The sequence below is a fragment of the Streptomyces sp. BE303 genome, assembly GCF_036290945.1.
Taxonomy (GTDB): domain Bacteria; phylum Actinomycetota; class Actinomycetes; order Streptomycetales; family Streptomycetaceae; genus Kitasatospora.
In genome coordinates this window covers 15147-27989 of sequence record NZ_JAQYWZ010000768.1, presented here as the reverse complement: position 1 = coordinate 27989, position 12843 = coordinate 15147, and the positions used below count along the sequence as shown (strand labels likewise).

Below are 12843 nucleotides of genomic sequence, written 5' to 3'. Positions count from 1 at the left end.
CGTAGCGGCGCCGACCACCGCCCTGCGGGCGGGTCGGCGCCGCCGGCACCACCAACTGGAACAACTCCCACAACTCGTCCGGCACCAGACGCTCCACGATCGTCACCGGACCAGCCTACAAGCCCAAATGAGACGTCTTCTAACTCCAAGCGCGGGACCGGCCGCAGTCCGGCACCTGGAGAGGACCGGCCCGCGGCTTCCGAACCCGAGCGGAAGCGGCGAGCCGGCCACGGTGCCCCCGTTTGCCGCGCTCCCCGTGGGACCACGGCCGCCTGAAGCGACGGCCGGATATCGCCGTAGGCCCGATCCCCGCGCCGCTACGGGAATGCCGGTCAGCTGCCTCTAACACTGCCTCGCCGGTGAGGCAGGCCGTCCGGCCAGCCCACGAAGCCGGACGAAGAGCGCCTCCGTCCTGTCAGACCCTGCTGAGATGCTGACGCGATGGACGACGAGGCGCTGATGCGGGGCAGGGTCTACGGGGCCGACCACGACGACCCCGACCCCGGCCCCCGGCCGGGCCACGACTACCGGGAACTCGTCGCGGGCCCCCTCGACGGCCTGCTCCTGGACGTCACCGGCTGGGACGCCGAGCAGCTCGCCGACGGCGCCGCGCTGCCTACCGAGATCGGCTCGCACGGTCCCGGCGGCCGCGCCCGCTACGAACCGCGCTCCGAAGACCCGCGCCGCTGGGACTGGGCGGGCGACACCCCCTGACCTCCCGGCCCGGGTCAGGCAATCTGTCAGAAGTGAACGAGGCCACTCTGCGGACCGGTGGGGGTCGATGGCTTGTTTCCGGGCAGGTAACGGTGGATGTTGGGGGCGTGGGCACGACGAGCCCGATGGGAGCTTGCCCCGCAGCCTGGCTGAGTTGCTGGCCGCGCGGGTCGCACGGTTGGGTCCCGACGCGGCGGCGCTGGTGAACGCCGCGGCCGTGCCGGCGGTCCCGGCCACGCAGTCGCTGCTCGCCGAGGCCGCCGGACTGGACGAGGCCCGGGCGGACGCCGCGCTCCTGGAGGCGCTCGGCGCGTGGTGTTGCGCCGGCTCGGCCCGGACACCTACGGATTCGCCCACGTCCTTGCGAGGGAGGCGGTCCACGACGGCATACCCGCCGCGGTCCTCGCCCGGACCCTCGGTATCGACATCACCGTCGCCGTCAAATGGCAGCGAGCCGCCGCCGGAGAGTGGGCCGCCTACGCAGCTGAAGTCAGCCGACGCACGACCTCGTGAGCCGTGCACCCGAGGGAGACCCGGGTGCCGGATATGGGAGACGTCGGGAATAGTCGCTGGTCAGGCCGAGGATCCCTGATGGATTGAGTAACCGCGAGACCTACGATGACCACCATGGAACCAGTGCCCGCCCTCGTCCACTCGGACAGCCCCTTCATCAATTTCCGAGACTTCGACTTCGGCGAGGGATCCCACGGCTACCGCTGGGTCGACGCCACGCGTTTCCAGTTGTCGTCCGAGGCACTGGACAACCGAGACGTGCTGGCCGCCTTGATCGCACACCCGCAGTTTCGGAATACGTACGACGGCGCAGGCGTCCAGGACTGGCCACGGCACGGTCAGTGGTGGCTTGACCGAATCACCCCCGACTCCTACGAGACCATCGACGCCGCGACGGCCGTCGACGTCATCCGCTCCTGGGCCAACCACCATGGAGACGTCCCAGATTCACTCGCATCACGCCTGCGTCAGTAGGTCTACGTCCCAATCCGTGAGGCGACCAGCAGATACCTACTGGGGCAGCTTCCCGAGGACGCGTTCCACGACTACGGCCCCATCCACATCGACTTCCACGAACTCGTCCTCATCGACCGCTCGGCAGCGACGCTCACTCTCCTGGTCGCAGCTGACGACTGACGCTGCCACGATCGGCGCCACAACCGCTTGAAGGGGGTATTCGGGCAGTTCCAGTAGCCGACTTCACCACTATGGGTATCGGACGAGGGGAACGGGAGATCCAGGTTGTCGTGAGTCTGGTAGGACATGGGCGGCGGCACCTTCGGGAGGAAGGCATGGCAGAGGTCGGCGCGGACAGTTCCGGTGTCGGTGCTGCATACGAGCGCCCCGGTGAAAGAACGGGCCGCCGCGGCCCGGCCCGTCGCGGGCCGGGCCGCAGTGGTGACAGTGAAGATCGCCGGCCCTGTGCTGAGGAGGGCAGCCGGTAGCGGTCCTTCTAGTAGACCGTCAGGGAACTCGCCCTGTCGTTGATCCCGGTCGGGACGTTGATGGGCGGGCCGTAGGCGCCGTACTGGCCCAGCAGGTTGCTGTAGTTGTCCCCGTCATACAGGCTCAGGGTTCCGCCGCTTCGGTTCCAGAGGGCGCTGATCCGGTTGTTCATGTCGTAGTTGGCGAGCTTGAAGGAGCCGGCCCAGGGCACCACCCACAGCAGGCCGCCGCCGTTGGAGTTCTGGAACACGCATGCCTGGCCGTGCAGGCAGTTGTCCCACGCGGTGATCGCGGACGGGCTGTCCACCGTGATCGGCCGGATCACCGCAGGGGTTCCGGAGCTGCCGTTGGCGAGGGTTTCGGCCGAAGCCGCCCCCACCGTGGATGCGAACATCATGGCAGTCCCAGCCGCCGCGAGAGCGATTCGCTTACGCATCAGATTCCCTTTCCTCGTTCGAGCGTACGCACTGTGCGCACATGTCAAATGGAGAACCGGCCTCGTGTCGAAGCCGGCAAACCGGCGCCCGACGGGCGAGCCGATGTTTCAGAGCCGTTGTACGGACCTGCCGCTGCGCGGTGAGGTCCCCGGCTCGTCCGTCTCCCGGTGTGCGGAGCGCGCTGCGGCGCCCCGTGCATCAACAACCCTGTGGCGGCGGCGCATTGTCCGAAAGGGCCCTCTGGGCAGGACATTCAATCCGGACAATGATGCGTGTGCGGCGGGACGGGCCCGCCCAGGGGTGGCGGCATGGACGAGAGGCCGGAGGCGACGGGGTGCAGGGCCCGTCGGGGCAGGCCGGAGCGGTTGGCCGACGCACAGGCCGGCCCGGTGGAACGGTTCGCCTGGGGGCTGCGGCAGTTGCGTGACCGGGCCGGCGCCCCGAGCTACCGAGCGTCGGCGAAGGCGTCGCGCTACGCCGCCAGCACACTGACGGAGGCCGCGAAAGGGGAGCCGCTCCCGTCGCCGGCCGTCGCGCATGCGTACGGGCGGGCGCGCGGCGGAGGGCAGACGGAGTGGGAGGCCCGTTGGCGTGCGGCCTCCCTGGCGCTCCAGGGCCCGGCGCGGGCGGCGGCCGGCGGCGGGAACCCTGCGGACGCAGGCGGTCCGGCTCGTGACCCGTACCCCGGGCCGGACGTGTTCGGCGCCGCGGACACCGACCTGTGCTTCGGCCGCTCGAGGCCGGCGGGCGATCTGGTGTCTGCGCCGGTGCGTTTTGGGGTCTGGCACGGCTGTGCTGCTGCGCGCAGTTCTGCCGGGCGGTGAGCTCGCCGCATTCGTCGAGTGCCTCCAGGACGCGATCGAGCAGGGCCGTCCCGGTCCCGACGCTGTCAGGAGGCACCCGTTGGATCCGCCCGTGGTAGGAGGCGTGCCGTGACCGGCGGGGTGCGGCCCGGCCGCCGCACCCCGCCGGCTGCGGGCCGGATACCGCAAGCCTGTGTCGTACCTGTCAAGCTCCGTCACCCGCTCCACGCTCCACGGCGGGCCGGAGAGCAGACCCGCCCACCTCAGGGCGCCCCGGCGGCCCACGCCGGACTGTCGGCCGCAGCCACCGATCCGCTTCGAACACCGGCTCCAGCACCAACTTCAAGGACGCCGGACCACCCGGTTCGCCACGGTCGGAATGCCCAGGCGGCGGAACTTGCCGTTCGCCTTCGGGATCATCCGCTCACGCACCGGGGCCGGCCGGAAGCTGCGTTCTCTCAGCTGAGACCGCAGCCCGTCGAGGAACACCTCGACTCCCTGCCCGGCCTCGCGGAATGTGCGGTTCTCCTGACCGCTCCTGCCGGCGCTGTGCCGGTCCGTGCGGTTCCGGGTCGGCGAATACCCCGGTCCACCGGTGCGTGCGACCACCGCTGGGACACGCGTCAGCGCACCCCGCCGCCCGCAGGGGTCAGCCATGAGGGGCCTCGTCCTGATCGGCGGCCTGGAGCGGGCTGTGCTGGGGGAACGTGGGCAGGAGCCAACTGGTGCTGTCGTCCGTGGGCCGGGAGGGCGGTTCGCGGCGAGGGGTGCCGCGGTAGTTCATGTACATCTCGGCCAGGACACTGACCTTCGCGCAGAGCATCCACGGCTCGAACGGCTTGGCGATGAAGTCGATCGCCCCGGCGTCGTAGCCGCGCAGCAGGCTCTCGGGGTCCGCTCCGATCGCGGTGACGAAGATGATCGGGATGTTGCGGGTCTGGGCGCGGCGCTTGATGCGGGCTGCGGTCTCGTAGCCGTCCATGCCGGGCATCTGCACGTCCAGGATGATCACGGCGACGTCGTCGTGCTGGAGCAGCGCCCTCAGTGCGTCCGTGCCGGAGGCCACCGCCAGCACCTGGCAGTCGGCGGCGGTCAGGACCGCCTCCAGGGCGATCAGGTTCGCGGGCTGGTCGTCGACGATGAGGACCCGTGGGCTGTCCGCGCCCGCAGGGGCGGGGCGGGTCATCCTGGAGTGCTGCGGTTCCTCGCCGGCCTGCTGCTCGGCCACGACCAGTTGGCGCTCCAGGAGCTCGCAGCGTGCTTCCGCGGCGAGCCGGCGCCGACGGGACTCCTCCAGCTCGGCCGTCAGCCGCGCGACTTCCGCCTCCAGGCGCCGGCGCTCGCGCAGCAGTTCCTCGCGGTCCCCGGCGTGCAGGACCAGTTCGTCGCCCCGGGCCCGTTCGCGGGCCCAGTCGCTCTCCAGCTGGTTGAGGCGCAGCGCCAGATCGGCGATGCGCTGGTTCCTGTCGAGCAGGGCCTCGCCGAGGATGTCGCTGTGGGCGGTCGAGCGCCGGGAGAGCCGGTCGGCCTCGGCCAGCTGGAACTGGAGCTGCTGGAGGGCGTGGCTGACCGAGGCGCTGGTGCGCTGGGCCGCCGCGTGCAGCGAACGCAGCAGGTCGATCGTCTCGGAAGTCGCGACGCTGCCGCGGTCGGCGCCGACGTCGGCGAGCAGGTCCTGGACGAACTGCCAGGGCGGGATCCGCTGTCCGGACAGGTAGCGGGAGACGGCTCCCGCACTCAGGTGCCGGCGCGCGCCGTAGCGGCGCACCGACGCCGTGGGCCGCAGGCCCGTGAACAGGCTGCGCAGGGCCTCGGCGAATGCCCGGCATTCGCTGTTCAGGTCGGGGCTCAGCGCTCGCAGGTCTCCCACCCGCCCACCCCCCGGTGTCTCGTAGGCCTCCACGGCGCCACCATCCTTGCAGTGTCGGGTCGGCTGCGGCCCGGAAATCCAAGGCACCCGGGCCGCAGCCTTCACGTCAGGCCGTCTCCTTGTCCGCAGGGTCCTCTCGGGGCTCGGCGACGAGCCGGTTCACGAACGACACGCTCGCACCGAACGCGCCGACGCCGTAAAGGACACACTGGGCCAGGTGCGTGCCCCCAGCGGCGCTCAGAACCCCAGCGCCGATACCCGTGAGCACGCCGACCAGCAGCACCAGGGCCGCCCTCGGCGACAGCAGCGCATGCCGCACCATCAACCTCCTCGATCCGTGGTAGCACTCGCCGCCACGACCTGCCCGCCAGCCGGATCGGCCTGACGGTGCATCACAGGATGAAGGAGGCGCCTGGTGTTGCGCCTCCGTTGCCGGGCCGGCAACACCGGATGGCAACACCGCGGCCTCGGGCTGTATCCGGCCGGGCACCGGCAATCCGGCCCCGGCTCCGCCCTCTCAGCGGTTCAGGGCCGGGCGGCGAGCGCCTCGACCTCGAACAGCACGTCGGGCGCGGCCAGGCTCGCGACGCCGATGAGGGTCTGGGTGGGCGGCTTCGAACCCCAGCCCTCCCGCACGGCAGCGGCGATCGGCCCGAGCTTGCCGAGGTCGTGGTCCACCACGTACGTCCTGAGCTGGACGACGTGGCCGAGGTCGAGCCCATGGGCAGCGAGGGCGACGCCGATGTTGTGGAACGCCCGCTCCACCTGCTCGGCGAAGTCGGCCGACACGACCGCGCCGTCCGGCCCCGATCCGTACTGGCCGGCGACAAACACCAGTTCCGTGCCCGCGGGGACGGCGGCGGTGTGGCTGTAGCCGAACGGAACCGGGTCGTGCAGACCGTCCGGATTGACGATGGCGTGCGCCAAGGGGATCACCTCTCGAATGCGGCAGGGCTTGTTCGTCCTGCCGGCAAGCCTCCCAACAAATCACGACGTCCTCTGTCGTGTATTCCCGTAGGGTTTTCCCATGCGCGCCGACCGCCTGGTATCACTGGTCCTGCTGCTCCGGCAGCACGGCCGGATGTCGGCCGCCACTCTGGCCGCCGAGCTGGAGGTGTCCACCCGCACCGTCCTGCGCGACATCGAGGCGCTGTCCGCCGCCGGCGTCCCGGTCTACGCCGAACGCGGCCGCCACGGCGGGTTCGCCCTGCTGCCCGGATTCCAGACCGAGCTCACCGGACTCAGCCATGACGAGGCACTGGCCCTGCTGGTTGCCGGATCGCGGCGCGGCACCCAGGCGTTCGGCCTCGGCGCGGCGCTCGCCTCAGCCATGCGCAAGGTGGTCGACGCCCTGCCCGAGAACTCCCGGGCGACCGCGGCAGGCTCCGTGCGGAGACTGCTCGTCGATCCCGACACCGACCTCCTCGCGCGTCGACGGAAGGCCGAGGAGGTGCCCGACGCCGTCATGGCCGAGGTCCGGCGCGCGGTGCTCGCCGGACAGAAGCTGCGCATCCACTACGCGGCGGTGGACCAGGCCCCGAAATGGCGCACGGTGGACCCGATCGGGCTGGTCACCGTCCGCGACCAGGGCTACCTGCTGGCCGCGAGGTCAGGCGAGGACCGCACCTACCGGCTGTCCCGGATCGTGGCCGCCGAGGAGCTCGCCGAACCGGCCCAGCGGCCGGACCGGATCGACCTGGGCCGAGCGTGGGAGGAGCGCAGCATCCGGTTCCGCACCGGCGGGGACCAGGTCACCGTGCTGCTCCGGGTGGACCGGGCGCGGCGGGACGAGCTGGGGGGCACCGCGTTGACCGTCCACGCCGGAGAAGTCGAGGGCCCGGACGGCTGGCTGCGGCTCGAAGCGACCTTCCAGGATCCCCGGCACGCCGAATGGGCGCTCTGGCAGCTCGCCACCGACGCGGAGGCCCTGGCCCCGCCATGGCTGCGCGACCGCCTGCGCGACCGCGCCGCCGCGATCGCCGCCTCCTACAACGCGTCGCCCCGAGGCCTGCGTTCCGATTCCTGAGGCCCGAGGCGGGACACCGCCGGAGCTCGATGCCCGAGGTCCGAAGCAGGGCACCTAAGGAAGGGCGGCCGAGGCGCGGAAGGACGTCGTGACCGTCTGGGGCCCGCCAAGACGAGTGTCGACCCCGAATCGACCTCACCGCGGCCTACGCCTGGCTTCGCGGATCTCTGCCCCGTTCCGAGGTCGTACGGAGACTTGCCGCGGTTGTCCTCTCCGAGAAGACCGGTACCGCCCTCACCCGGACCGCCCTGTGGGGTAGTCCCGAGGTCGTCACGCCCGGCGCGAAGACCGCCACCGACGGACTCGTCGGCCGCCACCCCTGGCCGCCACCCCTGGCCGGCATCCTGGCGACAGCGACCGCCTGGAACGCCCCGAACAGCTCGCAACCTACGGCTTCGCCGACGACCCGCTCGACACACCGCCCGAACACTTCAACGCGCCGCACGGCCGCTTCGTCGTCGCACATCTCAAGGACCACCCTCAAGCACTCGGCTGCGGGGGCTGGCACATGACGACGCCCGGAACCGCTGAGATCAGGCGCATGTACGTGACACCGGAAGCTCGTGGCGTGTTCCTCGGCAGCCAGATCCTCCGTTTCCTCGAACCAGTGGCCCACCGCGACGGACGGTCAGGCGGGGAGATCGAGGGTGGCGACGGCTCCGCCCTCTGGGGCGTTCGCGAAGGTCAGACGGGCGTTGAGGACTGCGGCCTGGCCGGTGGCGATGGTGAGGCCGAGGCCGTGGCCGTGGCCGCGTTCCGCGGCCCCGGTGCGGAAGCGCTGCGGCCCATCGGCGAGGAGGGTGTCCGGGAAACCGGGTCCGTGGTCGCGCACGGTGATCCGGCTGCCGGCGACGATGACCTCGACGGGGGCGGCGCCGTGCCGATGGGCGTTGGCGATGAGGTTGGTGATGATCCGCTCCACGCGGCGCGGGTCGGTGCGGACGGTGGCGGGTGTCGTCAGCCGGAGCCGGACAGGGCCGTCGCCCTTCCTGCTCACCTCGTCGATGAGATCTCCCAGAGGTACCTCGTCGAGGCGGGCGCTCTCGGCACCGGCGTCGAGACGGGAGACCTCCAACAGGTCCTCCACCAGGCCGCGCAGGGCGCGGACCTGGGTACGCACCAGGTCAGTGGCCTCATCGTCCTCGGGCAGCAAGCCGGCGGCGGTGACCAGGCCCATCAGCGGGGTACGAAGTTCGTGCGCGACGTCGGCAGTGAAGCGCTTCTCCGCGGCGAGCCGCCCTTGCAGCGTCGCGGCCATCTCGTCCACGGCAGTGGACATCTCGGTGATCTCGTCGCGGGCGCGGCCCCGGCGGCCGATGCGGGCGTCGAGATCGCCGTCCGCGATCCGGCGGGCGGTCCGGGAGGTGTGGCGCAGGCGCCGGTTCATCCGCTCTGCCGCCAGCGCGGTGACGGGTACGACGACGGCGAGGGCCGCGAGGGCGGCCTTGACGATGCTGCGGTCCAGCAGTTGGAGGCTGCGCACGGTGGCGCTCAAGTCGGTACGGACGGTGAGCACCTGGTCGTCGCCGACCGGGACGGCCGCCCACATCCAGTACCAGTTCGGTGCTTTGACGTCGTACCACAGCGCGTACTCACCGGGGACCTGCGCGTCCTGGACCGCCTGGGCCAGCGGCCCGGGCAGGCTGTCCCTGGGCTGGAGGGAGGCGTAGTCGGGGCGGCGGCCGGTACGGGAGAACTCCTGCTCCGCGGAGCCCAGCCGGGCGATCGCCAGGTCGCGCCCCGTCCGGTCGCCCCGCTCCGCGGTCGCTCGGTGGACGAGCACGCCGATCACCACGGCGATCGCACCGCAGGCGAGCGCGACCAGGGCGGTGATCTTCCAGCGGAGGGAGCGCGGGTCCAGCAGGCGCGGGCCGACGCCTCGTGCGGTCATCGCGTCAGCTCCGTACGAGCTTGTAGCCGAAGCCCCGGACGGTTTCGATGCGCTCGGCGCCGATCTTCTTCCGCAGCCGCACCACGCACAGGTCGACGACTCGGGTGTCGCCCTCCCAGCCGTAGTCCCACACCTCGCGCAGCAGGCGGCGGCGGTCCAGGACCGTGCCGGGGTTCTCCGCGAAGACCAGTAGCAGGCGGAGCTCGGTGGGAGTGAGGGGGACGGCCCGGCCGTCCACACACACGTCCAGGCCGCGGAGGTCGATGGTGAGGGCACCGAAGGTGAGCAGGTCCGGCACCGGCCCGGCGGGGGAGCGCGGGGGCCGGCTGTGCGGCTCGCCCGGCGCGGGCTGCTCCTCCCGTGCGGGCTGCGCGGCGGCTCGGTCGTGGAAGGTGGCGCGGCGCAGCAGGGAGCGGATGCGGGCTACGAGCACGGGGATGTCGACGGGCTTGACGACGTAGTCGTCGGCGCCGGCCTCCAAGCCGGCCACGACGTCGAGGGCGTCGCCGCGGGCGGACATCATCAGGATGGGGGTGAGGGTCTGCTCACGGACGCGTCGGCACAGGCTGATGCCGTCGAGGCCGGGCAGCATCACGTCCAAGATCAGGACGTCGTGCTCGCCGGCCCGAACGGCGTCCAGGCCGTCGAGCCCGTCGCCGGTGACGTCGACCTGGTACCCGTAGCGTTCCAGGGCCATTTGGACCGAGCGGCGGATGATCGCGTCGTCCTCGACGAGCAGCACGTTGACCGCGTGAGGTACTCGGGTGGCGGACAAGAGCTCTCCGATGTCGTCGCCTGGGGGTGGGGTGCCCATTCCAACACGTCGGGGACCGTTCGCGGCCGCCGGGGCAGCGGTGCGCGGGTCGCTGCCCCGGCGGGTGCGGGCGGGCGGAAGCGGTCACAGCTGCAGGGACGCCGCGACCGGGAGGTGGTCGCTGCCGGTGTCGGGCAGAGTCCACGCGGACCGCGCGGTGATGCCCTTCACCAGGATCTGGTCGATGCGCACCACCGGGAACGGCGCGGGCCAGGTGAAGCCGAAACCGTCCCCGGCCTCCTGCTGGGCCGAGCGCAGCTGTCCGGTGAGCGTGCGCAGCGCGGAGTCGCCGAAGGAGCCGTTGAAGTCGCCCAGGACGACGACCCTCGCGAGCGGCTCGCTCCGGACGGCCGCAGCGAGTTTGGCGGCCGCGTCGTTGCGGCCGGCGGTGGTGAATCCCGCGTCCAAGCGCACCCGGACCGAGGCGAGATGGGCGGTGTAGAGGGCGATGGGGCCCTTGGGCGTTTGGACGGTCGCGCGCAGGGCCCGGGTCCACGGCATGATCTCCACCGGCTCCACGCCCTGCAGCGGGTACTTGCTCCACAGCCCGATGCCCCCGCGCACCTGGGAGTAGGGGTAGGCGGTGGCCAGCTCGCGCCGGTATGCCTCCTGCGCGCGGCTCGCCAGTTCCTCCACCGCCACGACGTCGGCTCCCGACACGGCCAGGGCACGCGCCGTCCGGGCGGGGTCCGGATTGTCCTCGTTGACGTTGTGGCTGACGATCGTGAAGTCCCCGCCGCCCGTGCGCTTGTCGAGAAGAGCCGGTGCGAACAGGACGCTCCAGACGAGGGCGGGCAGCAGCGTGGCCACCGCGGCCGCGGCGGAGCGTCGCAGTGCCGCCAGGAGGAGTAGCACCATGATGCCCAGGCCCGACCAGGGCAGCACGGTCTGCCAGAGGCTGGCGAGGTTGACCGGGCCGTTCGGCAGCCAGGGGTTCAGCCCCGTCAGGGCGGCGAGCACAGCGGCGGCCCCCGCGATCAGCCGCCCGCGCCGCCCCACGGCCCGACGGGTTGGGCGGTGAGGAAGACGGCTACGAACCGTCCGGCGGCGCGGCCCGTCGCCGTCGCCCGACCCGTGGGCCGGGACCGTGACAACCGTTGCCGGAGGCGTCGTCGCCGGAACCGTGCCGGTGCGCGTGCTCACGCCCACTCCCGCTGGCCGCCGTCGAGCGTCGGCAGGACGCCGGGCAGTTTCCGCCGCAGGGCGTCCACGAGCCGGCCACTGCTCTCCAGAGCCGCCCGCATGCCGTCCGCGGGAGCGGCGCCGGCCCGCTGGCCGAGCACCACACCGTAGACGAGCCGGCGCCCCGAGCCGCTCTCGGCGTCGGCGACCTCCAGCGCCCACATCAGGTTCCCGCCCGCCGAGGTGGTCGAACCGGTCTTCAGACCCACCACCCCGGGCAGGTCGAGCAGCCTGTTGGTGTTGTGCAGCGGCTCGGCCCGGCCCGGCAGCGTGGTGTTGCGCAGGGCCACCGTGGCCCGCAGCGCCGGCTCCTTCATCGCCTCACGGGCCAGTTTCAGCTGGTCGGCGGCGGTGGACACGGTCGTGGCCTCCAGGCCGCTGGCCCCGGTGTAGGTGGTGCCTGTCATCCCCAGCCGGGCGGCCTCCGCGTTCATCCGGGACACGAACGCCTCCTCGCTGCCCGCGTCCCACCGGGCCAGCAGCCGCGCCACGTTGTTGGCGGAGGGCAGCAGCATCACCTCCAGCAGCTTGCGCTGGGTCAGGCGCTGCCCAGCAGTGACGGGAGCGGTCGACTCGTCCGCCGAACCCGCCTCGGCGGCGGCCTGCGCGTCGACCGTGATCGTCGGCCCGTCCTCGCCGTCCTTGAGCGGATGGTCCCGGAGAACGACGTACGCCGTCATCACCTTGGTCACGCTCGCTATCGGCACCGGCTGCTGCCCCCCTCTGACGGCGAGTACGCCGACCTTCGCCGCCGCGACGGCCGACTGCCCCTCCTGCGGCCACGGGAGCCCGAGAGCGGCGATCGCGTCCGACACTGGTAGCACCAGCGCCCGGCCCGTCCGGCTGTCGTCGACCTGCCCGGCACCGCCGCCTTGCCGAGGGACCAGCGTGCCACCCCCGGCGCCGACACCGACGAGTATGACGACGGCCAAGGCCCACATCGCCCCACGGCGCCTCAGAGGGAGCCGACCGGCGGTGGTGTGCGGGTCTCGGACTTCAGGTTGCGTGGGCACAGACACGACAGCGGCCTCCCAGAGCCAAAGGGACGAAGAACCCGGTGGCAGTGGTCACCAGGTGTGCCTACAGGCTCCGTGACCGGCACTTCAGCCTGCGCGTAGCGGGGCTTCCGTTGACGCGCGGGTTTGTATCAGCCGTGTACTGCGTGACTGTCGTGGTCCCGATGGTGTGGGGACCACCGGGCCGGCCGGTGTCCTCACTCCGCTGCTGAACTTGAAAGCGTGGTTTCGGGCCTGGTCGTGGTCAGCCGTCCATGATCAGCCCGGTCTCGCGGAGGCAGCCGTCGATCGGGTGAGGGCGGGACTGGATCTTTCGCCGACTCCGCGTCCGCGTCGGTATCCGCTTCGGACGGTGGGCCTTCGCCGACCCGCGCCCGGAGCAGCTTCAGCAACTGCCGGTCGTCGTCCGCCGCATCCAGCCGGGACGCGTCCCCCTCACCTCCCGTGCCACGCTCCCGCTCCCACTCGCCATCACGCCTCAGCTGGTTCTCCACAGCGCCCCGAGCCCCGACGTGTTTCGCGTGATCGCCCGCGAACACCCGAGGGACGCTCCCGCGAGTCTCTCCCCCGGCGGGCGGCCCGGAGGCGTCCAGCTGGCCGGCCACGCGGCCCGGGCCGACTACGCCGGCCTC

At 71.9% G+C, this 12843-nt stretch carries 13 protein-coding genes and 1 pseudogene; 5 read left to right on the top strand and 9 right to left on the bottom strand.

The genetic code is table 11. The annotated features are described in order from the left end of the window. Positions 1–441 precede the first annotated feature (441 nt). The 3 genes from PUR56_RS24290 (at position 442) to PUR56_RS24280 (ending at position 1701) form a co-directional block, all read left to right on the top strand. The gene (locus PUR56_RS24290) at positions 442–714 is read left to right on the top strand and encodes a hypothetical protein (protein WP_329880128.1); all 273 of its coding nucleotides are present in this window, start codon (positions 442–444) and stop codon (positions 712–714) included. A 312-nt stretch (positions 715–1026) separates the two neighbouring features. After that, complete coding sequence (locus PUR56_RS24285; protein ID WP_329950450.1) at positions 1027–1227, top strand: hypothetical protein; 201 nt, start codon at positions 1027–1029, stop codon at positions 1225–1227. Between the two features lie 114 nt (positions 1228–1341). Beyond that, the gene (locus tag PUR56_RS24280) at positions 1342–1701 is read left to right on the top strand and encodes a hypothetical protein (protein WP_329950449.1); all 360 of its coding nucleotides are present in this window, start codon (positions 1342–1344) and stop codon (positions 1699–1701) included. Positions 1702–2179: 478 nt separating this feature from the next. On the opposite strand, the gene PUR56_RS24275 is transcribed toward PUR56_RS24280, so the two are convergent. The 5 genes from PUR56_RS24275 to PUR56_RS24255 all read right to left on the bottom strand — a co-directional run bounded on the left by PUR56_RS24275 (position 2180) and on the right by PUR56_RS24255 (position 6209). After that, positions 2180–2608 (bottom strand): peptidase inhibitor family I36 protein, encoded by a 429-nt coding sequence (locus tag PUR56_RS24275; protein ID WP_329950448.1) that lies wholly within the window; start codon positions 2606–2608, stop codon positions 2180–2182. A gap of 1146 nt (positions 2609–3754) precedes the next feature. Further along, on the bottom strand, positions 3755–3901 hold the full coding sequence (locus PUR56_RS24270; RefSeq protein WP_329880133.1) for a hypothetical protein: 147 nt from the start codon (positions 3899–3901) through the stop codon (positions 3755–3757). Between the two features lie 160 nt (positions 3902–4061). Beyond that, positions 4062–5282: a response regulator gene (locus tag PUR56_RS24265; RefSeq protein WP_329880135.1), complete on the bottom strand. Its 1221-nt coding sequence runs from the start codon at positions 5280–5282 to the stop codon at positions 4062–4064. A 106-nt stretch (positions 5283–5388) separates the two neighbouring features. Continuing rightward, a complete protein-coding gene (locus tag PUR56_RS24260; protein ID WP_329880137.1) occupies positions 5389–5604 on the bottom strand; it encodes a hypothetical protein in 216 nt (71 codons plus the stop codon). Between the two features lie 203 nt (positions 5605–5807). Beyond that, entirely contained in the window at positions 5808–6209 is a 402-nt protein-coding gene (locus PUR56_RS24255; protein ID WP_329880139.1) for a RidA family protein, read from the bottom strand. Between the two features lie 100 nt (positions 6210–6309). Between PUR56_RS24255 and PUR56_RS24250 the strand changes: the two genes are divergently transcribed. Next, positions 6310–7308: a helix-turn-helix transcriptional regulator gene (locus PUR56_RS24250; RefSeq protein WP_329950447.1), complete on the top strand. Its 999-nt coding sequence runs from the start codon at positions 6310–6312 to the stop codon at positions 7306–7308. A gap of 319 nt (positions 7309–7627) precedes the next feature. After that, positions 7628–7918: pseudogene (locus PUR56_RS24245) on the top strand (GNAT family N-acetyltransferase); the annotation flags it as partial. Between the two features lie 18 nt (positions 7919–7936). Here the strand turns inward: PUR56_RS24245 and PUR56_RS24240 are convergent. The 4 genes from PUR56_RS24240 to PUR56_RS24225 form a co-directional block, all read right to left on the bottom strand. Continuing rightward, a complete protein-coding gene (locus PUR56_RS24240; protein ID WP_329950446.1) occupies positions 7937–9199 on the bottom strand; it encodes a sensor histidine kinase in 1263 nt (420 codons plus the stop codon). Between the two features lie 4 nt (positions 9200–9203). After that, the gene (locus PUR56_RS24235; protein WP_380363822.1) at positions 9204–10013 is read right to left on the bottom strand and encodes a response regulator transcription factor; all 810 of its coding nucleotides are present in this window, start codon (positions 10011–10013) and stop codon (positions 9204–9206) included. Between the two features lie 84 nt (positions 10014–10097). Beyond that, on the bottom strand, positions 10098–11012 hold the full coding sequence (locus PUR56_RS24230; protein WP_329950444.1) for an endonuclease/exonuclease/phosphatase family protein: 915 nt from the start codon (positions 11010–11012) through the stop codon (positions 10098–10100). A gap of 140 nt (positions 11013–11152) precedes the next feature. Further along, positions 11153–12136: a D-alanyl-D-alanine carboxypeptidase family protein gene (locus tag PUR56_RS24225; protein WP_329950443.1), complete on the bottom strand. Its 984-nt coding sequence runs from the start codon at positions 12134–12136 to the stop codon at positions 11153–11155. Positions 12137–12843: the final 707 nt, after the last annotated feature.